The sequence below is a fragment of the Burkholderia sp. USMB20 genome (genome assembly GCF_000949135.2).
Taxonomy (GTDB): Bacteria; Pseudomonadota; Gammaproteobacteria; order Burkholderiales; family Burkholderiaceae; genus Burkholderia.
Window position 1 is genome coordinate 587,435 of record NZ_JTAN02000003.1, and the last position, 18,711, is coordinate 606,145.

At 64.7% G+C, this 18,711-nt stretch carries 18 protein-coding genes; 8 read left to right on the forward strand and 10 right to left on the reverse strand.

Annotated features, from left to right (window positions below; genetic code table 11):
• Nucleotides 1-1,203, forward strand: coding sequence for an amino acid aminotransferase (locus tag PL79_RS06745; RefSeq protein ID WP_044845570.1), 1,203 nt, complete (start codon nucleotides 1-3; stop codon nucleotides 1,201-1,203).
• A gap of 12 nt (nucleotides 1,204-1,215) precedes the next feature.
• A complete protein-coding gene (locus PL79_RS06750) occupies nucleotides 1,216-1,935 on the forward strand; it encodes a B3/B4 domain-containing protein (RefSeq protein ID WP_082088553.1) in 720 nt (239 codons plus the stop codon).
• 225 nt (nucleotides 1,936-2,160) lie between these two features.
• Here the strand turns inward: PL79_RS06750 and PL79_RS06755 are convergent, their stop codons facing one another.
• Nucleotides 2,161-2,577 carry a DoxX family protein gene (locus PL79_RS06755; protein WP_082088554.1) on the reverse strand — a complete coding sequence of 139 codons (417 nt, stop codon included), beginning with the start codon at nucleotides 2,575-2,577 and terminating at the stop codon, nucleotides 2,161-2,163.
• A gap of 220 nt (nucleotides 2,578-2,797) precedes the next feature.
• Between PL79_RS06755 and PL79_RS06760 the strand changes: the two genes are divergently transcribed.
• Nucleotides 2,798-3,238 (forward strand): MarR family winged helix-turn-helix transcriptional regulator, encoded by a 441-nt coding sequence (locus PL79_RS06760; RefSeq protein WP_082088555.1) that lies wholly within the window; start codon nucleotides 2,798-2,800, stop codon nucleotides 3,236-3,238.
• A 164-nt stretch (nucleotides 3,239-3,402) separates the two neighbouring features.
• Here the strand turns inward: PL79_RS06760 and PL79_RS06765 are convergent, their stop codons facing one another.
• The gene (locus PL79_RS06765; protein ID WP_235879210.1) at nucleotides 3,403-4,236 is read right to left on the reverse strand and encodes a lipase family protein; all 834 of its coding nucleotides are present in this window, start codon (nucleotides 4,234-4,236) and stop codon (nucleotides 3,403-3,405) included.
• A 110-nt stretch (nucleotides 4,237-4,346) separates the two neighbouring features.
• Nucleotides 4,347-5,252, reverse strand: a complete 906-nt coding sequence (locus PL79_RS06770; RefSeq protein ID WP_044845544.1) for a LysR family transcriptional regulator — start codon at nucleotides 5,250-5,252, stop codon at nucleotides 4,347-4,349.
• Nucleotides 5,253-5,366: 114 nt separating this feature from the next.
• On the opposite strand from PL79_RS06770, the gene leuC reads away from it, so the two are divergent.
• The 3 genes from leuC to PL79_RS06785 all read left to right on the forward strand — a co-directional run bounded on the left by leuC (nucleotide 5,367) and on the right by PL79_RS06785 (nucleotide 8,835).
• A complete protein-coding gene (leuC, locus tag PL79_RS06775) occupies nucleotides 5,367-6,779 on the forward strand; it encodes a 3-isopropylmalate dehydratase large subunit (protein WP_044845545.1) in 1,413 nt (470 codons plus the stop codon).
• Nucleotides 6,772-7,407, forward strand: coding sequence for a 3-isopropylmalate dehydratase small subunit (leuD, locus tag PL79_RS06780; RefSeq protein ID WP_044845546.1), 636 nt, complete (start codon nucleotides 6,772-6,774; stop codon nucleotides 7,405-7,407). The genes leuC and leuD overlap by 8 nt, the downstream gene beginning before the upstream one ends.
• A 105-nt stretch (nucleotides 7,408-7,512) precedes the next feature.
• Nucleotides 7,513-8,835 carry a 2-hydroxycarboxylate transporter family protein gene (locus PL79_RS06785; RefSeq protein ID WP_044845547.1) on the forward strand — a complete coding sequence of 441 codons (1,323 nt, stop codon included), beginning with the start codon at nucleotides 7,513-7,515 and terminating at the stop codon, nucleotides 8,833-8,835.
• Between the two features lie 23 nt (nucleotides 8,836-8,858).
• Here PL79_RS06785 and PL79_RS06790 read toward each other — a convergent pair whose 3' ends face one another.
• Complete coding sequence (locus tag PL79_RS06790) at nucleotides 8,859-9,125, reverse strand: hypothetical protein (RefSeq protein ID WP_135800987.1); 267 nt, start codon at nucleotides 9,123-9,125, stop codon at nucleotides 8,859-8,861.
• Nucleotides 9,126-9,147: 22 nt separating this feature from the next.
• Here PL79_RS06790 and PL79_RS06795 point away from each other — a divergent pair, with 22 nt between their 5' ends.
• Both PL79_RS06795 and PL79_RS06800 read left to right on the forward strand, forming a co-directional pair.
• On the forward strand, nucleotides 9,148-9,927 hold the full coding sequence (locus PL79_RS06795) for a GntR family transcriptional regulator (protein ID WP_235879211.1): 780 nt from the start codon (nucleotides 9,148-9,150) through the stop codon (nucleotides 9,925-9,927).
• 174 nt (nucleotides 9,928-10,101) lie between these two features.
• Nucleotides 10,102-11,190, forward strand: coding sequence for a sigma-54 interaction domain-containing protein (locus PL79_RS06800; RefSeq protein ID WP_044845550.1), 1,089 nt, complete (start codon nucleotides 10,102-10,104; stop codon nucleotides 11,188-11,190).
• 45 nt (nucleotides 11,191-11,235) lie between these two features.
• Here the strand turns inward: PL79_RS06800 and PL79_RS06805 are convergent, their stop codons facing one another.
• Genes PL79_RS06805 through PL79_RS06830 form a run of 6 tightly spaced genes read right to left on the reverse strand, consistent with a single transcriptional unit; the run spans nucleotide 11,236 to nucleotide 18,597 of the window.
• Entirely contained in the window at nucleotides 11,236-12,345 is a 1,110-nt protein-coding gene (locus PL79_RS06805; RefSeq protein ID WP_044845551.1) for an LLM class flavin-dependent oxidoreductase, read from the reverse strand.
• The gene (locus PL79_RS06810; RefSeq protein ID WP_044845552.1) at nucleotides 12,342-13,070 is read right to left on the reverse strand and encodes an LLM class flavin-dependent oxidoreductase; all 729 of its coding nucleotides are present in this window, start codon (nucleotides 13,068-13,070) and stop codon (nucleotides 12,342-12,344) included. The genes PL79_RS06805 and PL79_RS06810 overlap by 4 nt, the downstream gene beginning before the upstream one ends.
• Entirely contained in the window at nucleotides 13,067-14,125 is a 1,059-nt protein-coding gene (locus PL79_RS06815; protein WP_135800988.1) for an LLM class flavin-dependent oxidoreductase, read from the reverse strand. The genes PL79_RS06810 and PL79_RS06815 overlap by 4 nt, the downstream gene beginning before the upstream one ends.
• Nucleotides 14,122-15,144, reverse strand: coding sequence for an LLM class flavin-dependent oxidoreductase (locus tag PL79_RS06820; RefSeq protein ID WP_044848948.1), 1,023 nt, complete (start codon nucleotides 15,142-15,144; stop codon nucleotides 14,122-14,124). Before PL79_RS06820 ends, PL79_RS06815 begins: the two co-directional genes overlap by 4 nt.
• Entirely contained in the window at nucleotides 15,141-16,514 is a 1,374-nt protein-coding gene (locus PL79_RS06825; protein WP_044848947.1) for an LLM class flavin-dependent oxidoreductase, read from the reverse strand. The genes PL79_RS06820 and PL79_RS06825 overlap by 4 nt, the downstream gene beginning before the upstream one ends.
• A 13-nt stretch (nucleotides 16,515-16,527) precedes the next feature.
• Nucleotides 16,528-18,597 carry a TonB-dependent receptor gene (locus PL79_RS06830; protein WP_135800989.1) on the reverse strand — a complete coding sequence of 690 codons (2,070 nt, stop codon included), beginning with the start codon at nucleotides 18,595-18,597 and terminating at the stop codon, nucleotides 16,528-16,530.
• Nucleotides 18,598-18,711: the final 114 nt, after the last annotated feature.

Below are 18,711 nucleotides of genomic sequence, written 5' to 3' on the forward strand. Positions count from 1 at the left end.
ATGTTCGAGCATGTCCTTGCCTATGCAGGCGATCCGATCCTGAGTCTAAATGAGAATTTCCAGAAGGATCCGCGCGTCGAGAAAGTCAATCTCAGTATCGGTATCTATTTTGATGGTGACGGAAAGTTGCCTGTCATGGAAGCGGTCAGGAAGGTCGACGCCCGGTTGGCGGTCGAGGGTGGGCCGAAATCCTATCTGCCCATGGCGGGCATAGCGGATTTCCGCGCGGAGGTGCAGCGTCTGGTGTTCGGAGAAAATTCGTCTGCGGTTGATGAAGGCCGCGTAGCGACGCTGCAAAGCCTCGGTGGCTCGGGTGCGTTGAAGGTCGGCGCCGATTTTCTCAAGCGCTACTATCCGAACTCACAAGTGTGGATCAGCGACCCGTCCTGGGAAAATCATCGCGTCGTATTCGAGGGTGCCGGCTTCCAGGTCAATACGTATCCGTACTACGACAGCGAAACTGGTGGGCTGCGGTTCGACGCCATGCTGGCGGCGTTGGAGTCTGTACCGGAATACGGCATCGTCCTGCTTCACGCGTGCTGCCACAATCCGACCGGCGTCGACTTGAGCGCCGAGCAATGGCGTACGCTGATCCCGGTGCTACGCGAGCGCAAGGTAATTCCTTTCATCGATATGGCCTACCAGGGTTTTGGCGACGGACTCGACGACGACGCGTTCTCGGTGCGTGCATTCGCGGATGCGAAGCTCACATTCGTGGTGGCGAATTCGTTCTCGAAAAACTTCTCTCTCTACGGGGAGCGTGTTGGGGGCCTCAGTGTCGTTTGCCAGACGAGCGACGAGGCTGAGCGTGTGCTGGGGCAGCTTACGTGTACGATTCGCGCGAACTACAGCAATCCACCGACTCACGGTGCACGGATCGTGGCCCGTGTGCTCGGCGATACGGACCTCAGGGCGGAATGGGAGTCGGAACTGGCTGTGATGCGGGAACGGATTCACGCCATGCGACGCGCGATATTCGATGGTCTGGCAGGATTCGTCGAAGGTGCCGCGCGCAAGCGGTATATCGAGCAACGCGGCATGTTTACCTACACGGGCCTGTCGGCCGAACAGGTTGATCTGTTGCGCGAGAGGCACGGCGTATATTTGCTGCGATCGGGACGCATGTGCGTGGCGGGATTGAACGAACGCAATGTTGATACGGTTATCTCGGCGATCGCGTCGGTGCTGAAGTCGTCGGTTTGAAGGCGTCTGACGATGAGCTCACTGGAATATCGGATCGCTCCGGAAGTATTCGCGACACACCCGGATTATTGTCGGGGCCTGGTCGTGATGGCGTTCGCGGACAATACCTCCCCAAGTCCGGATCTGGAGGCGCTTTTGCGCGAAGCAGAAGCCGGTGTCCGAGCGTCAGTTCATGGGAGTGTCGGAGACCATCCGCGGATCGTCGCATGGCGGGAAGCATTCCGTGCGTTCGGCGCGAAGCCGTCGGAACACCGCAGCTCGATCGAAGCCATGGCGCGACGTGTCGTCAAGCCCGATAGCTTGCCTTCGATTAATCCCCTCGTCGATATTGGCAACATTGTTTCACTGAAGTATTTTTTGCCTGCAGGTGTGCATCCGCTGAGCGGCTCACATGAGAGTCTTGAGTTGCGGAGAGCGAAGGCAGGGGATGTCTTTATTGCCGCGGGCGCCGACCAACCAGAAACACCGGGTGCCGATGAAATTGTATTTGCTTCAGGCGAGACGGTCTTGACTCGACGATGGACGTGGAGACAGGCGACCGGATCGCAGACGCTGCCGGCCGCCACCCGTGTATTTTTCAACGTGGACGGTTTGCCTCCGGTAACTCGTGCGGATGTCTCTGCGGCAATGGATGAGATCGTGCAACTTGCCCGACGCTACTGCCGGGCGTCGATCACGTGTACGACGATCCTCGATAGAGATCAGCCGTCGGTCTCGATTCGAGACAGCTGACTGCCCGCATCGACACGCGACACGGAACTTCGGTGCCGTGTCGCGTGAATTTCGCGGACCGCGCTTCAGGAATGCTTGCTCTCGATAACTGAATCCGCATCAATCGCTCGAGACCGTGCAGCCATGGAGCGTTGTCAGCGCTTCAACGTGGCAATGGCCAGCGCCAGTCTGTGGTGCAATGGCGTCTACCGATGCGTTTGCATCGGTAGACGCCATGCCGTGCTGTCAAGTTCGGATTTGCTTCGATGGGGCTGATTTCAACGACCATGCGCCGTCGCCGATGAGAAATTGCACCACGAGCGCGACGATCCATAGTGCAAGATATTCCCATCCTCCCCCCTTGTTGGTGAATAGCCAGCCGTTCTTTCCGTGTACGGTCACGACAGCTCCAAGCAAGTCAAGGGCGAGAGGCAACGCGAAAAGCCAGCCATAGAATCCGGCGATAAGGGCAAGGCCGCCTACGACTTCGAGTAATGTGATGAGGTATGCGGTAAATCCTGGCAAACCTATTGATTGGAAGAATTCGGCAGTCCCGGGAAGCGTAAACACAAAGATTTTTAGTGATGCGTGCGCTAAAAACAAGGCTCCAAGAGTGACCCGTAGAAGAAAGGCTGCGACAGGCGTCGTTCGGTGATGATTCATATTATAAAAAAACGAAAGATTCGGTTGAGAGGTTCAGGCATCATGGTTGTAGGGCCTTGCCAGAGTGTCGGGTGACGTAAGATGAATCACCAGCAATTATTTTTTTATTGTTGTAAAGTTTTTATTGATAATCTGAGAATGCGGTGAAAATTGGATTGTGTAACTACTATAGGCCGGTAGCATCATTTACCATCAGTTTTCACACGACGACGTGGTAACCATGGAACTCGAGACCTTCTTTCCTCACCGACTTGCCATCGTGGCGGACGCCGTCAGCCGGTCCATCGCCGAAGTCTACGGAGAACGCTTCGATCTCAGCCGTGACGAATGGCGCGTCCTGACAGCACTGCCCCGGCGCGGCATACATCGAACGGGCGAGGTGATCGCACGTTCGCACCTCGACAAAGGCTCCGTCAGCAGGGCATTGACATGCCTCGAGGCCAAGGGGTGCATTTCACGAAGTTCTGATCCGGAAGATGGTCGTGGCTATCTGATTCAAATGCTGCCCACCGGGCGCACGCTGCTGAAAAAAATGGTTCCGGCGGTGCAGGCGCGCGCGAAATGTCTTCTGGACGAGCTTAACGAAGCAGAGCGAAAGATACTGGATGCGGCGCTGGATAAAGTGTTGCATCAGGCACTTAACCAGTTGAGACGGGAATAACGTTTCGCGCCGAATGATGTTCTGCTACCTTTGCCGCTCCGTCGGCTGAGTCACGAACCGCCCAGATTTGCATTCGAATTCCGGGGCGCGCGACTATTGTGTGCCAGCTTGCTGTGGCGCGGGTGCGCAGACCGGTCGGATCGTCTCGCCCGCGAGAACGAGCTTCACGAACGGGATAGAATCGGCGAGCGACGCGTTGGCGGTGCCGTTGTGCTCGCGGCCCGCAGACGGGTGCACATCGGCCGTTGTGCCCGCCAGCGCACGCGTCCCTGGCAAGCGCGAGTTCGAGCGGCGTCGGTCCGTCGTCCGCGCGCGTACCGATGAAGACAGGCGTCGCGATCTTCAGCGCCGGGTACTTCAGATAGTCGTCCCACCACGTGTTCAGGCGCGCATCGCCGCCCCGGCTTCACGGTGTGCGCGTGAAAGAGGTGCGCGAGAGCCGCATCGTCCTCGAGCGACGCGAGGCAACTGATTCGTGCCTGTTCGAGAATCGGCAGCATGGTCTCGGCCAGTACTTCCTCGGCGCGCAGCGACGGGGCGATCTGTTGCGCGGACAGCACCGCGTCGAACTGGTACGCGAGCGTCGGATCGACGCGTTCGGCATTGCGCCGGTAGACCGTCTCGAACTTCGGCAGTGACGCGAGCGTAGCGTGCGATGCGTTGTAGATCGTGCCGGTCGCGACGGTTGCGCGGATCAGGAGTTCGAGCGCATAGACCGGCGCGTAGCCGGCTGCCGCGCTCACGGCCGAGCCGCCTGGCGACCGGCCGGCCAGCACGACTTCGTTCGCGAAGCCCGGCACGCCGCCTAGCTCCGCTCGTACGCTGTCGAGCAGCGTGTAGCTGTTCGAGCGGTTGTTGAGCTGCGGATTCGGGGCGGGCGTGCCGAGACCCTGATAGTCGGTTGCGATCACCGCGAATCCTTGCTCGAGCCATGCGTTCAGGTAGCGCACGTCACGATACGAGCGGCCGAACCACGACAGCGCGCAGATGTCGGCCATCGACCTTTCGTTTACGGATCGTCCTGCCTTCACTTCATCGTACGCAGTCCAGATCGTTTCCCGACGGGCCAGACTCACTGGCAGCGGCACCGGGAGAGGCAGGGCCCAAGTCAAGCCATGTGATTCGTCGAGCGTTCGAAATACCCGTTGAGAAAATCAACGAAGACTCTGACCTTGGCAGACAGGTTTAGGCGCTCCGGATAGATCGCATAGATGTCGGCAGCTGGCAACGACCAATCCCCCAGTATCCGTACCAGCTCGCCCGAGTCTATATGGGGCTGCACGTCCCATTCCGAGCGCACGAGTATTCCGTGTCCATCGATCGCCCAACGCAAGGTTGCCTCACCGTCGTTACTGCTCATGGATCCATGTACCTTGACCAGTTCATGGCGTTTGCCTTTCGTGAAATGCCACGTACCGTACGCGGTGTCGTTCTCGCGCAGCACGATGCAATTGTGCGTGCGGAGATCGCCCGGCACTCCGGGAAACTCGCGGGTTTTCAGGTATTCAGGGGATGCGCATACGAAGCGCCGGTTCGTCGCGAGTTTCCTTCCCACCACCCTCTGATCCGGCAATTCGCCGAACCGTATGCCGACGTCATAGGCCAGTTCGGCGAGATTCATCGGACGATCCGTAAGCTCGAGCTGAACGTCGACGTCGGGATAAAGATGCCGGAACTCGGACAGCGCGGGGGCGATGTGACGCCGTCCAAAGCCGAACGTTGCGTTGACCTTCAATAGACCGCGGGGCAGGTCTCGGCTGCTTGATACGAGGCGCTCGAGTTCCTGTACCTGCTCCAGCAGCTTCGCACCGGTCGTGAGGTAGATCTCACCCTCGTGCGTCATCGCGAGGCGGCGAGTCGTCCGGTTGAGAAGCTTGACGCCGAGGCGCCGTTCCAATTGATTCAGGCGGGCACTTACCGCCGGAGGCGTGACGCCCAGATCGCGCGCGAGCGCCGAAAGGCTGCCTTGAGTGACCAGCCGTGCGAAGAAGTCGAGGTCGGCAATGGGATCCATCTTTAAGTTTGGTTTAAAAATGGGTTAAGAGAGGGGTGATTTTAATGCTCGTCCACCCAAATTACACTTCGGGAAACGCCGCAGACCGGCGTGTACGGGAAACCAGGAGGAAGAATGGGGCAGACGCTGTATCAGAAAATCGTCGCGGATCACACGGTTTTCAGAGTCGATGAGCAGCACGTCGCGCTATATGCCGATTTGCACATCATGAACGAATACACGAGCCCGCAGGCATTCGCGGGCTTGGCGGAAAAAAACCTGCCGGTGCGGTGCCCGGAGAAGCAAATGGGCGTTGTGGATCATGTCATCCCGACGCACGCTGTTCCCGCAGACAAGCGCACGATCGTCATCGATGCAGCAGCCAGCCAGGCCGCGAACTTCACGCGCAATTGCCGGAAGCACGGGATTCATCTGTTTGACGTGACGGACCGCGAGCAAGGCATCGAGCATGTCGTTGCACCCGAGATCGGTCTGATTCGACCTGGCATGGTGGTGTTGTGCGGGGATAGCCACACGACGACGTACGGAGCCCTTGGGGCGCTCGGCTTTGGAATCGGCACGTCGGAAGTCGAGCACGTGCTTGCCACGCAGACACTCATCTACCGCGTCGCGCGAGACATGCGTATCCAGGTGGACGGCATCCTGCCCACCGGCACGACTTCGAAGGATCTCGTCCTTTACATCATCGCTCGGATCGGAGCGCAAGGCGCTCGCGGCTTCGTGGTCGAGTACCGTGGATCCGCGATTGACGCGCTCAGCGCCGAAGCACGTATGACGCTCTGCAACATGACGGTGGAGGCAGGCGCGCGCGGCGCACTGATTGCCCCTGACGACACGACCGTCGAGTACGTATCGGCACGCATCAAGGACTTGTCGGTCGACGAGATCGGTGATGCCGTGCAACGTTGGAAACAGCTGAAGTCGGATGCTGACGCCATATTCGATGCCGAGCATCGTTTCGACGCGGGTGATGTCGCCCCGTTTGTGACATGGGGGACGAGCCCCGATCAGGCGATTGCCGTTACCGACCGCATTCCATCGCTTTCCAGTGAACCGCTTGAACGCAGCAACGCGTCCAAGGCCCTCGACTACATGGGGCTGGATGCCGGCGCACCGATTGTCGGACTTGCAGTGGACCACGTGTTCATCGGCTCATGCACCAACGCTCGAATCGAGGATCTGCGCGCCGTCGCGGATATCGTGCGCGGTCGGAAGGTTGCATCGTCCGTACGCGCGATGGTCGTGCCCGGTTCCGGGCTGGTTCGCGAGCAAGCCGAGCGCGAGGGCATCGCGCAAACGCTGATCGATGCGGGATTTGAATGGCGCCAGCCGGGCTGTTCAATGTGTCTGGCGATGAACGACGACATTCTGCAACCGGGTCAGCGCTGCGCTTCGACGACCAATCGCAACTTCGAGGGACGTCAGGGGCGCGGGGCACGAACGCATCTGATGAGCCCTGCCATGGCGGCGGCGGCAGCGTTGGCCGGCCATATCGTCGATGTACGCAAGGAATTGAACCATGTCTAAGCATCAGTCAATTGCAGGTATTGCAGCGCCGCTGCCTTTGAATAACCTCGATACCGATCAGATCATGCCGAAGCAGTTCTTGCTTGGTATCGACAAGTCCGGTCTCGCACGCGGAGTTTTCTATGATCTTCGCCATGAACCGGATGGCTCGCAGCGCGAGGACTTCATACTGAATCGTCCAGACTATCAGGGTGCTCGCATCCTTGTCACAGGCGCGAACTTCGGTTGCGGATCGAGCCGCGAACATGCGGTGTGGGGCCTTCAGCAAGCTGGTATCGAGGCGATCATTGCGCCGAGTTACGGTGAGATTTTCTATTTCAATGCGCTCAACAACCGATTGCTTCTGATCACGCTCGATCCCGGTTCCGTTTCTGCCATCGTCGAACAGATCGGTGATCCTGCGACAAGCGTATTGACCGTCGATGTCGTCCGGCAACACATTGAAACCGCGAATGGAGACGTGCACCGATTCGAAATGCCGGCGAGGCAAAAGCGCATGTTTGTCGAGGGGCTCGACATGATCGGGATGACGCTCGGCGAATCAGCGGTCATAGCCGAATTCGAACGTCGACACCACGCGAACCACCGCTGGATGCAGATCGACCTGCCGCAGCAGCAACGCCGCTGAGCGACGCCGCGGAGACGTTCGAGTGTTCGCCAGGAGGACAGCCGGATCCGGCTCGTCCGGCTGAACGGCAGGCAGCTGCCGAAACATAAATACCGGAGACAAAAGATGGAAACGTCGTCGTCACATACGCGTGTCACTGCATCTGCGCGCGTGTTCTCGCTTGCAAGGATAGAGATTGGCGGCATGCCGCTGCCGATGTTCGTTGCTGTAGCCGCGATCACTATTTTGGCCGTACTGACGAGAAGGCTGCCAAACGACATGATCGGGGGCTTCGCGGTACTGATGTTGTCCGGACTATTGCTAGGAGAACTCGGGCGACGGATTCCGCTGTTCAGGCATATCGGCGGCCCTGCCATTCTGTGCTTGTTTGTTCCGTCCGCGCTGCTGGGTTACCGCCTGATGGACGACGTGACGCTTAAGGCAATCACGACGACGATGAAGACGGCAAACCTTCAATATCTCTACATCGCATGTCTGGTTGCGGGAAGCATTCTGGGGATGAACCGCAAGATTTTGATCCAGGGTTTCCTCAAGATGTTCGTCCCGCTGCTGATCGGCTCCATCGTGGCCATCGCAGTTGGCTTGATGGCCGGGCTGGCGTTTGGTTACGACGCGAAGCACACGTTCTTTTATATCGTCATGCCGATCCTCGGCGGAGGAATCGGCGAGGGAATTCTTCCGCTTTCGATCGCGTATTCGGAAATCACTGGGAACGCACAGGGTCATCTCGTCGCGATGATGGTGCCTGCGGCGCTGATCGGCAATGTCGTCGCGATTCTTGCCAGCGGTCTGCTCAAGCGCCTTGGCGAAAGGCATCCCCAGTTCAGCGGCGATGGGCGGTTGGTCAGAACCGGCGAAGATCAGGATTTGCTCAAGGCGCAAAAGGCGGAGGCTCCGCTGGATTTGCGGCTGATGGGATTCGGTTTGCTTCTGTCATGCACATTGTTCATTCTTGGCGGTCTGCTGGCGCCGTTGACGGGTATACCCGGTCCAGTTCTGATGATCGTCGCTGCGGCTGTATTGAAGGTATGTCGTACGATTCCCGAGGCGATGGAAGTAGGTGCATATCAGATGTATAAATTCATGTCGACGAATCTGACGTTTGCCGTTCTTGTCGGACTGGGTACGTTGTTCGTGTCGTGGGACAAGCTCGTCAACGCTTTCTCGCTGGGATATTTCGTGATCTGTGCGTCGATCGTCGCCTCGATGGTGGTGTCAGGCTTCTTCGTCGGGGCGCGGCTGAAGATGTATCCGGTCGAGTCCGCCATTGTGACGGCTTGCCATAGCGGATTGGGCGGAACCGGTGACGTGGCAATTCTGTCTTCGTCGAACCGGATGGGTTTGATGCCGTTCGCGCAAATCTCCACTCGGATTGGAGGTGCCGCGATGGTCGTGTTCGCTGCGGTCATGATGCGGTGGCTGCATTGACGGAGTCGTCGAGCCGGCATGGATCATGTCGTTCGTGCTTCGTGTACGAGCAGCACCGTGCCGCTGATTTCGAAGCGGAACGTCGGCGCGTGCACGAACGAATTTCGCTGCAGCGGACCGTCGACCTTCGCGAAGCTGTCGATCGCGCCGTCGATCACGATTGCCGCATCGACGAGATTGCCGATGTCGAGCTCGATACTGTCCGCCTCGCCGTAGGCGTCGCTGCGGAACTCGACGTCGGTCGCGCCGGTACACGATGCCGACTCTTCGACATGCTCGAAGCCGTTCAATCCGAAACGGCGGATCGTGCCGTTGACGACGCGGATCCGGCCGCGCCACGCGGCCCAGCGATATCGGTCCCGGATGCGGGTGCCCCTCCAGCGCACGCGGATCAGGCAGACGACGCCGTGCAACGAGATCGAACAAGGCGTGCACGAGCCGACCGGCAAGCTGCCTTTCGAGGCGCAATTGAGCGAACGTTTCCAGGTGAGCCGTGTAACCGTCAGGCTCGCGCTCGACCGCCTGACCGACGCGCGCATGGTCGAGCGCAAGCAGGGTAAAGGGACGTTTGCGGCAAAGCAGCTGCTGCGGCATCGGCTCGACGTGCTGGGCGGACTTCACGGCTCGATCGCCGAGCACCGCGCACGAGCACGGATGGAATTGCTGCGCATGGAAGCGTACGACGTGCCGCCGGGCTTGCGGCAGGCATTCACCGCCGACGTCACGCGCTGCATCTATCTCGAACGCCTGCACTGGATCGACGACGAACCGGTCGCGTTCGCGCCGATGCGCCTGCTGCCCGGCGCCGCAACCGTCGCCTTCGAGCAGGCCGAGCGCATGTCGACCTACGAAGTGCTGGAAGGCTTGCTGGGCTGGCGGATCACGGAGGCCGACATGTCGGTGACGGCCATGGGTTCGCCCGAAGACGTTGCGGAGCATCTTCGGATTGGTGCGCAAATGCCGTTGCTGGTGTTGCGGCGTGCGTCTCGCTTGACGGACGGCCGCATCTGCGAATCCACCGTGTTCGATATCCGGCCTGAGCGACTCGGCCTCATCGTGCGAAGCGGCGTGGAGGCGAGGTTCGTCGGCTGATGGAGCGAAGGCCGGGTGGTCGGTGACGTGCGGTGTGCTGCTCACGGGATTCGTTATCTGCGCGCGGCAGCGAAGCATCACAGCAATCGGTATTTTGCGCGCGCCCGAGGTTGACTAAGATCAAACCCTCAGGCGGACGCCAGTATCGTCAACCGGTCCGCCCGTGCCCGGATCATGAACAACCCTACAGATTCTCCACCGCTCATCTCGCTGCCGGAAAGCGAGCATCGCCCGCTCTCGGTGCGCGCGAAGGCGCTCGTATTCGCCGATCCCGCCTCGCGCGCGGTCCTGCGCTTCGTCGAGCAGATCGGACCCAGCGCCGCGCCGGCGCTGATCCTCGGCGAGACGGGCACCGGCAAGGAGCTGGTCGCGCGCCATATCCACCATGTCAGCGGCCGCACCGGCGCATTCATCGCGGTCAACTGCGGCGCGATCAGCCAGCAGCTCGCGGAGAGCGAACTGTTCGGCCACGAGGCCGGCGCGTTCACGGGGGCGCAGGGGCGCCGCGTCGGCTATTTCGAGGAAGCGAACGGCGGCACGATCTTTCTCGACGAAATCGGCGATCTCGCGCCGCCGCTGCAGGCGAAGCTGCTGCGCGTGCTGCAGGAGGGCGAGGTGACGCGCGTGGGCGCGACCCGTGCGCGGCCGGTCGACGTCCGCGTCGTCGCGGCGACCAACGTCGACCTCGAGCAGGCCGTGCTGGCCGGCAATTTCCGGATGGACCTGTTCTACCGGATCAATCTCGCCCGGGTGCGGCTGCCGCCGTTGCGCGAGCGGCCGCAGGACATCCTGCCGCTCGCCGAGCATTTCCGCGGGCGCTATTGCGCGCAGCTGAAGCGGCCGCAGCCGATGCTATCCGAGGCCACGGTGCAGGCGCTGTACGCGTATCCGTGGCCCGGCAACATCCGCGAGCTGGAAAACGTCATGCATCTGGCGTTGCTCGTGTCGAACGGCAACCTGATCCGCCCGGAGCACCTGAAGTTCTCCGAGGCACTCGCAGGCTATGCGCAAGCCGACGCCGGCGCGGCGACGATGCCGCAGGACGATATCCGCGCGGGCGTGCGCCGCCTGTTCCGCGCGCCCGGCGAAAGCCTGCTGCGCGACATCGAGGAACTGGTCGTCTGCGAGGCGTTCGAGCATTGCCGGTTCAGCCAGGTGCGCACGGCCGCGCTGCTCGGTGTCACGCGCAATACGATGCGCACGCTGCTCGCGCGCCACGGGCTGCTCAGCGAGCCGCGCCCGGAATCCGCATTCGACGACTGACGCGTCGCGGGGATCGGCGCTGTCGCCGGCTCGCCGTCCGGCGCGTCAAGACAGGCTGGCGCGTGCCAGCCGCGTGCGCACGCGCGGCAATACGTGCTCGCCCACGCGCGCCGCTTCCTCCAGGTTCGGATAGGACGACAGCAGGAAGGTATCGATGCCGAGTTGCCGGTATTCGTGGACGCGCGCGGCAACCTGATCGTAGCTGCCGACGATCGCGGTGCCCGCGCCGCCGCGAATCAGGCCGACACCGGCCCACAGGTTCGGATATACCTCCAGTTCGCGCAGCGAGCGCAGCGCGCCGCGGCTCAGCGCGGTCTGGCGCTGCTGACCGACCGATTCGTAGGCGGCGAGCTTGCGCTGCGCGTCGACATAGGTCTGGTCGGAAATCTCACTCAGCAACGCGTCGGCGCGCGCCCATGCGGCGCGTTCGGTCGGGCGCGCGATCACGTGCACGCGCAGCCCGAAGCGCAGCCGGCGGCCGTGCATCGCGGCCAGTGCACGCAGCCGCGCGATGCGTTCCCGCACGGCGTCGGGCGGCTCGCCCCACAGCAGGTACGTATCGGCCTGGCTCGCGGCCACCTGTTCGGCAAGCGTCGACGCCCCGCCGAGGTAGAGCGCCGGCGGGGTCGCGAGCGGCACGCCGGCATGCGCGGGGTTCAGCATGTAGTAACGCCCGGCGACGGAGTGGCCGGCGCCCTGCCACAGACGCCGCAGGACCCGCAGGCATTCGGACGTGCGCTGGTAGCGCGCGTCGTGATCGAGAAAGTCGCCGAGCGCACGCTGGTCGTAAGCGCTCGAGCCGTTGACCGCGAACAGGCGCAGGCGAGCGCCGCTCATGCGCTGCAGGGTGGCCGCCTTGCGCGCGATCTGTTCGGGCTGTTCGAGGCCCGGGCGGAATGTCACGATCAACGCGATGCGGTGCGTTGCACGCGCGAGCTGCGCACTGACGAGCCACGGATCCTCGAAGCCCGCGGCCATCGGCAGCAGCAGGCTGTCGAAGCCGGCGGCCTCGGCCGCGCAGGCGACGCCGCGCAGGTATTCGGGCGTGGCCGGCCGATAGTCCTGCATGAAGGTCGGCGGGCGCGGCAGGCCGCTGTTGGCGAGATGCGGACCGTCGCCGTTGGTCGGCAGGAACCACGCGAAATCGACGCTCATGCGTCGCCTCGCCGGCGGCTTGCCCGACGCGCGACGCGCGCGCGTCGCACGTCGTCGAACCCGACCGTGCGCCGGAGCAGCGCATCGGCCGGCGGTGGCGCGAGGCCGCGCGCGCGATACGCGCGTTCGACGGCCGCCGCCACCGGCGGCGCGCTGGCCGGTACGAGCAGCCCGTCGCACCACGACGCGGCGAACGCGATTTCGCGCCGCTCGGCGACCGACCAGTAGACGGGAGGCCGCTGCGCCGCGAGATCAGGCAAACGGGCATGCTCGACGCGATAGTAGACCCCGCGATACTGCAGCGGAGAATCGGTTGCCCACAGTGCGCGCAGGAGCGACAGGAATTCGGCGCTGCGCGCGAGCCGCTGGTCGCGGTTCAGATGCATGGCGCGGTCGGTCGCGTCGACGTCCTGCGCGTCGGCTTCGCATGCGAGCAGCGCGCGGCCGCGGCTCAGCGACTGCAGGCTCTGCGCGAGATGGGCGGCGGCGACGGGCAGCATCGCGCCGGCCTGCAGCGTCACCATCACGCGCAGCGCCGGTAGCGCGTCGACGAGCGCCGCGGCCGCCATCCACGGGTCGGGACCGGTAGCCTGCGCGGGCAGCAGCACGGCGTTGCAGCCGGCCGCCACGCCGACCTCGGCAATCGCGATCCAGTCGGCGGCCGGGTCGGGGCGTGTGTCGTCGCAGCCGATGTCGAGCCGCAGCAGCAGACGCGGCGCGCTCATGCGGGTGCGTGCGCCGGCCGCCAGCCGAGCGCCGGCGCAATCGTTTCCGCGAGCGCGCGCAGCCGCGCCAGCGCGTCGTCGAGCGACGAGCTTTCCGATTGCACGACCGGCAGGAAATAGTCGGCGAACGGGAACAGCGCCGGGTCGCCGCGCAGGCTTTCGATCACGTCGTCCGGATGCCCGTAGTGGACGTTCAGCAGCCGCACGATCTGCTCGGGATCGGTCACGTCGGGATGGCCGCTCGCGGCGAGCCACGGGATATGGCGCACGACGTCGGGCGCCAGCGCGGCGAGCGCGGTGCGCCGGTCGCGTGCGGGAAACACCGCGCGCACCACGCCGATGCGCGGTGCCGGTGCGCCGGCGTGCGCGTATTCGCGCCAGGCGTCGAGATACGCGTGCGCGAGCGGCAACTGCACGGTGCGCGGATCGTGCACGGCGGTGCCGAGCAGCAGGCCGTTGCCGTGCCGTGCGGCGAACCGCGCGCCGTCGGGCGACGCGTGCGAATGCCACAGGCGCGCGCGCACGCCGGGCGCCGCGGGCTGCAGCACGAGCGGCGGCGCGTCGGCGGCGGCTGCGTGCGCGAGCGGGCGGCCCGCGAGCGCATCCTGCAAACGTTCGAGCGCGGTCGCGAAGCGCGCCTGCCGCGTGTCGACGTCGAGCCCGAACGCGGCGAACGCGTCGAGATTCGCGCCGCCGCTGCCGAGGCCGAGTTGCAGCCGGCCGCCCGCCAGCGCGTCGAGCACCGCCGCATCTTCGGCGAGCCGCAGCGGATCCTCGAGCGACAGCGTGACGATTCCCGTGCCGAGTTCGATGCGGCGCGTGCGTTGCGCGACGGCGGCCAGCAGCACGAGCGGCGACGGCAGCCGGCCGTATTCCGCGCGGAAATGATGCTGCGCGACGAATCCGCCGTCGAAGCCGAGCTGTTCCGCCGCGACGAACAGCGTTTCGAGCTCCGCGTAGACGCGGCGCGCGTCGCCGGTGCCGTGGACGTGCGTGAGGAAACCGAGCTTGAACGGCCGGCGCTCGGCCGGTGCGGGTGAGGACGATCGAGTCATGTCGGGATCGGATCGGAAGTGAACGAAGCGGCTGCGGTGCGTGCCGAGGCCGGCGTCCAGCCGAGTGCCGGCGCGATCGCACCGGCGATGGTCTCGAGCCGGCGCAGCGCGTCGCGCTGCGAGGTGCCGGCCGTCTGCACCTGCACGACCAGCTCGGTTGCGCCGGTCAGCGCGGGATCGATCTGAAGCGCGGCCGCGATGTCGGCGGGCAGGCCGCGTAGTACACCGAAGCGATCGAGCAGCGCGGGGAGGTCGGCGGGCCCGGGCGCCGGCGCGCCGCCGGCCGCGGCGAGCCGCGCGGCGTACCGCAGGATGTCGGGGCCGATCGCCGCTTCGACGCCGGCCGCATCCGCGCCCGGCACGACCGCCCGCACGAGTGCGACACGGGGCGCGCCCGGATGAGCCCACGCGCGGCGATAGCGCGCCACGAGCGCCGCTTCGCCGTCCTGTTCCGGACGCGTGCGCGCGACGATCAGCCCGTGACCGTTGCGCGCGACCGCTTCGGCATCGCCGGTCGCTTGCCAGACACGCGCGGCCAACGTGGGCGCGGGCGGTTGCAGCGTCGCCCCGGCCGGGGTGACCGGCGCGCCGTCCAGCGCCCGGCGCAACGCCGCGAGCGCGTCGGCCTGCAGTGCCGCGCGCGCACCGAAATCGCGGCCGAACGCGGCGAACACGTCCGCCTCGAAGCCGGCGCCGACACCGAGCTGAAGGCGGCCGTCGGCCAACGCGTCGAGCACGGCCGCATCTTCCGCGACGCGCAGCACCGCTTCGAGCGGCAGCACGATCACGCCGGTGCCGAGCGCGATGCGCCGCGTGCGGCGCGCGGCGGCCGCCAGCAGCACGAGCGGCGACGGCAGCCGGCCCGTTTCGCTGCCGAAGTGGTGCTGGGCCACCCACGCGCTGTCGAAGCCGAGCGCTTCCGCCGCTTCGATCAGCGCGAGCGTGTCGTGCAGCACGCGCGGCGACGAATCGGGCGCGTAGACGCGCGTCAGCACGCCGAGTCGGAACGGGCGCGTCATGCGGCACCGCCGCGGACCGGTGCGACCGTATCGCCGCGCAGCGACGACGGGCGCCGAAAGAAGGGCGGGCGCGGCAGGCCGAGCTGGTCGCGCAGCGTCGGGCCTTCGTACTCGGTGCGGAACAGCCGGCGCCGCTGCAGTTCGGGCACGACGAGATCGACGAAATCGTCGAGGCCGCCGGGCACCCACGCGAACGCGACGTTGAACCCGTCGGCGCCGTACGACAGGAACCATTCCTCGAAGCGATCGGCGATGGTCTTCGGCGTGCCGGTGACGACACCGGCGCTGGCAAAGCGCTCGTAGAGCTGGCGGATCGTCAGGTTCTCGCGGCGCGCGAGATCGACGATCGACTGCTGCCGGCTCTTGCTGCGATTGCTCGGCGGCAGCTCGGGCAACGGTCCGTCGAGCGGATAACCGGACAGGTCGAAATCGCCCGCGTTGTCGGCGAGCAGCCGCAGCCCGAGCACCGGATCGATCAGGTCCTGCAACGCGCGCAGCTTGTCGCGCGCTTCGGCCTCGGTCGCGCCGACGATCGGCATCACGCCGGGCAGAATCTTCAGATGCTCCGGCCGGCGGCCGTGACGCGCGAGGCGGCCCTTGACGTTCGCATAGAATGCCTGTGCGTCGTCGAGCCGGTGCTGCGCGGTGAAGATTACTTCCGCGCAGCGTGCCGCGAGTTCGCGGCCAGCCTCCGACGAACCGGCCTGCACGAGCACCGGATGGCCCTGCGGCGCGCGCGCGACGTTCAGCGGGCCGCGCACGCTGAAGTGCGGCCCGTGATGATCCAGCACATGCAGCTTGCGGTGATCGAAATGCAGGCCGGCGGCCTTGTCCTCGATGAACGCGTCGTCTTCCCAGCTGTCCCAGAGCCCCGCCACGACGCGCTGGAATTCGTCGGCGCGCGCGTAGCGATCGGCGTGCGCGAGGTGCGGCGTCACGCCGAAATTCGCCGCTTCGTCGGGCACGACCGACGTGACGAGATTCCACCCCGCGCGCCCGCCGCTCAGGTGGTCGAGCGACGCGAACTTGCGGGCGATGTGGTACGGCGCGTTGTAGGTCGTCGTCGCGGTCGCGATCAGGCCGATATGTTGCGTGACGGCCGCCAGCGCGGCGAGCAGCGTGAGCGGCTCGAAGGTGTCGGCGCGCGCGCTGCGGCGCAGGGAATCGATGTGGCTGCCCTGCGTCGCGACCACGTCCGCGACGAACAGCGCATCGAGCTTGCCGCGCTCGGCCGTCTGCGCCATGCGGCGGAAATGCGCGAAGTCGCGATTGCCGTTCGGCTGCGCGAGCGGATGACGCCAGCCGACCACATGGCTGCCGCCGCCGTTCAGCATCGCGTTGAGTTTCAGGGTGTCGGTGCGGCGCGTCATCCGGATGGACTCCTCAATACGTGTAGGTCACGCGTACGCCGACGGTGCGCGGCTGCCCCGCGGCGGCGACGTTCGTGCCGGGCAGGAAGAAGTTCTTCGTCAGGTCGTACTGGCGGTTGAACAGGTTGCGCGCCCACAGCGCGACGTCCCAGTGCCGGTCGGGCGAGGTGACGGTCAGGCTCGCGTTGACGAGCCAGTAACTGTCGACCGTGTAGTTCGGGCCGAGCAGCAGCAATTGCGAATAGGCGTCGCGGTAGCTGTAATTCGTCTCCGCGCGCAGCCGGTAGCCGCCCGCGAGCCAGCTGTACGCGACCTGTCCGCCGTAGCTCAGGCGCGGGAAGCTGAGCGCGCTGCCGTTGTAGTCGGTAAACACGTTGTGGCCGCTCGCCGCCGACGCCTGCGTGTTGTACGTGACGAACGGCGACGTGTACTTGCCGCTCTTGTAGCCGACGTACTGCGAGATTTCCAGCCCGCGCACCGGCTGCCATTTCAGGTCGGTCTCGAAGCCGTCGATGCGCGATTTCTGCGCGTTGACGAACGTGCCGATCAGCGATTGCGAGTTCGGGTCGAAGGTGGCCGACAGCACCTGCTGGTCGCGATAGTCGTAATGGAACGCCGACGCGTTCCAGCGCAGCGAACGCGTGAGGTCGCTCTTGAAGCCCACCTCGTACGCGGTCAGCGATTCGGGCTTGAACGGCGCGAGCGCGTTCGAATTGCCGGTGTTGTGCGCGGTGAAGCCGCCCGACTTGTAGCCGCGGCTGACGGTCGCGTAAAGCATCGTCGCCGGTGCGAGGTCGAATTCGAGGCCGACCTTGCCCGACGTGCCGTTCGACGTCAGCGACTGGTTCGCGTCGCCGCCCCGGAAGCCCGCGAACGGCACGAACGACGGCGTCAGCATGCCCGACGCGAAGCCGCGCAGTTCGCGCTTCTCGTGTTCCTGCCGCAAGCCGACGATGCCGCGCAGGCGTTTCGTGATGTCGTAGGTCGCCTGGCCGTAGACGCCGAGCGTGTCGACCGACTGCCGGTAGCGCGTGAGCGCGATGAAGCCGAGCCGGTCGCTGAAGTCGGAATAGAACTTCTCGTCGAGATCGTCGTGCGAGTAGAACAGGCCGGAGACCCAGCGCAGCCGCGTGTCGCCGCGCGACGACGCGCGCAGTTCCTGCGTGACTTCGTTGACGGTGTCGTCGAAGTACTCGTCGGAGTCGTGATACCGGGTGGCGTCCCAGTCCGAATATTCGCGGCGGTGCAGGTAGTTGTACGCGGTGATGCTCTTCAGTTCGACCGGCCCGAGATTCCACGTCGCGGTCAGGTCGACGCCGCCGTTCACGTTGTCGCGCCCCGGCTTCGCGTCGGTCGACAGGCCCGTCGCGCGCGAAAACGCGGGGCTCACGCTCCAGCCGGTTTTCGTGTGATCGGCGTCGGCCGGGATGACCTCGCCGGTCCTGGTCGACGTGTACGGCGTGAACAGGTAGAGCCCCGTGTTGTCGGACTTGTCGAATCCGCCGTGCGCGCCGAAGTGCAGCTTGAAATCGCGCGCGACGTCCCAGTCGAGTTGCGCGCGCGCGGCGGCGCTGTCGTGGTTGCCGAGCGTCTGGTTGGTCGCGCGGTTGTTCTGCCATGCGCCGAAGTCCTGCGTCGTGAACGCGAAGCGGCCGCGCACGCGATCGCTCAGCGGTCCGGACACGTAGCCTTCGGTCGTCAGCAGGTTGTGCGTGCCGTATTCGACGCTCGCGCCCGCCTGGAAGTCGCGGGTCGGCTGGTTCGTGATGAAGTTCACCGTGCCGCCCGTCGTATTGCGGCCGTACAGCGTGCCCTGCGGGCCGCGCAGCACCTCGACGCGCGCGATGTCGAACAGTTGCCCCTGGGTCTGGATCGGCAGCGCGTACGCGACGTCGTCGACGTTGATGCCGACCGTCGACGCGTTGTTCGACGTGTAGTCGTTGAAGCCGACGCCGCGAATCCGGAACTGCGGCTGGCCGCCGCCGAACGCGGGCTCGACTTCGACGCTCGCGGTCGCATGCTGCAGGTCGTTGACGGTCTCGACGTTCAGCGTCTTGAGGTCGTTGCCCGATATGACCGACATCGACGTGCGACGCGCTGCGCCGATTGCCGCCGCCGCTGGCCGTGACGATCACGTCCTTCAGCTGGCCTCCGCGACGGCGCGCGCCGTTCGCGTGCGTCGCGCCGGACGCGCCGA

What these genes read in the sequence shown, in the direction of transcription:
- PL79_RS06820 (WP_044848948.1), bottom strand. Translation starts at nt 15,144, where the DNA reads ATGACGCGCCCGTTCCGACTCGGCGTGCTGACGCGCGTCTACGCGCCC.
- PL79_RS06760 (WP_082088555.1), top strand. Translation starts at nt 2,798, where the DNA reads ATGGAACTCGAGACCTTCTTTCCTCACCGACTTGCCATCGTGGCGGAC.
- leuD (WP_044845546.1), top strand. Translation starts at nt 6,772, where the DNA reads ATGTCTAAGCATCAGTCAATTGCAGGTATTGCAGCGCCGCTGCCTTTG.
- PL79_RS06750 (WP_082088553.1), top strand. Translation starts at nt 1,216, where the DNA reads ATGAGCTCACTGGAATATCGGATCGCTCCGGAAGTATTCGCGACACAC.
- PL79_RS06815 (WP_135800988.1), bottom strand. Translation starts at nt 14,125, where the DNA reads ATGACTCGATCGTCCTCACCCGCACCGGCCGAGCGCCGGCCGTTCAAG.
- PL79_RS06765 (WP_235879210.1), bottom strand. Translation starts at nt 4,236, where the DNA reads ATGGCCGACATCTGCGCGCTGTCGTGGTTCGGCCGCTCGTATCGTGAC.
- leuC (WP_044845545.1), top strand. Translation starts at nt 5,367, where the DNA reads ATGGGGCAGACGCTGTATCAGAAAATCGTCGCGGATCACACGGTTTTC.
- PL79_RS06755 (WP_082088554.1), bottom strand. Translation starts at nt 2,577, where the DNA reads ATGAATCATCACCGAACGACGCCTGTCGCAGCCTTTCTTCTACGGGTC.
- PL79_RS06830 (WP_135800989.1), bottom strand. Translation starts at nt 18,597, where the DNA reads ATGTCGGTCATATCGGGCAACGACCTCAAGACGCTGAACGTCGAGACC.
- PL79_RS06785 (WP_044845547.1), top strand. Translation starts at nt 7,513, where the DNA reads ATGGAAACGTCGTCGTCACATACGCGTGTCACTGCATCTGCGCGCGTG.
- PL79_RS06770 (WP_044845544.1), bottom strand. Translation starts at nt 5,252, where the DNA reads ATGGATCCCATTGCCGACCTCGACTTCTTCGCACGGCTGGTCACTCAA.
- PL79_RS06745 (WP_044845570.1), top strand. Translation starts at nt 1, where the DNA reads ATGTTCGAGCATGTCCTTGCCTATGCAGGCGATCCGATCCTGAGTCTA.
- PL79_RS06825 (WP_044848947.1), bottom strand. Translation starts at nt 16,514, where the DNA reads ATGACGCGCCGCACCGACACCCTGAAACTCAACGCGATGCTGAACGGC.
- PL79_RS06805 (WP_044845551.1), bottom strand. Translation starts at nt 12,345, where the DNA reads ATGAGCGTCGATTTCGCGTGGTTCCTGCCGACCAACGGCGACGGTCCG.
- PL79_RS06800 (WP_044845550.1), top strand. Translation starts at nt 10,102, where the DNA reads ATGAACAACCCTACAGATTCTCCACCGCTCATCTCGCTGCCGGAAAGC.
- PL79_RS06810 (WP_044845552.1), bottom strand. Translation starts at nt 13,070, where the DNA reads ATGAGCGCGCCGCGTCTGCTGCTGCGGCTCGACATCGGCTGCGACGAC.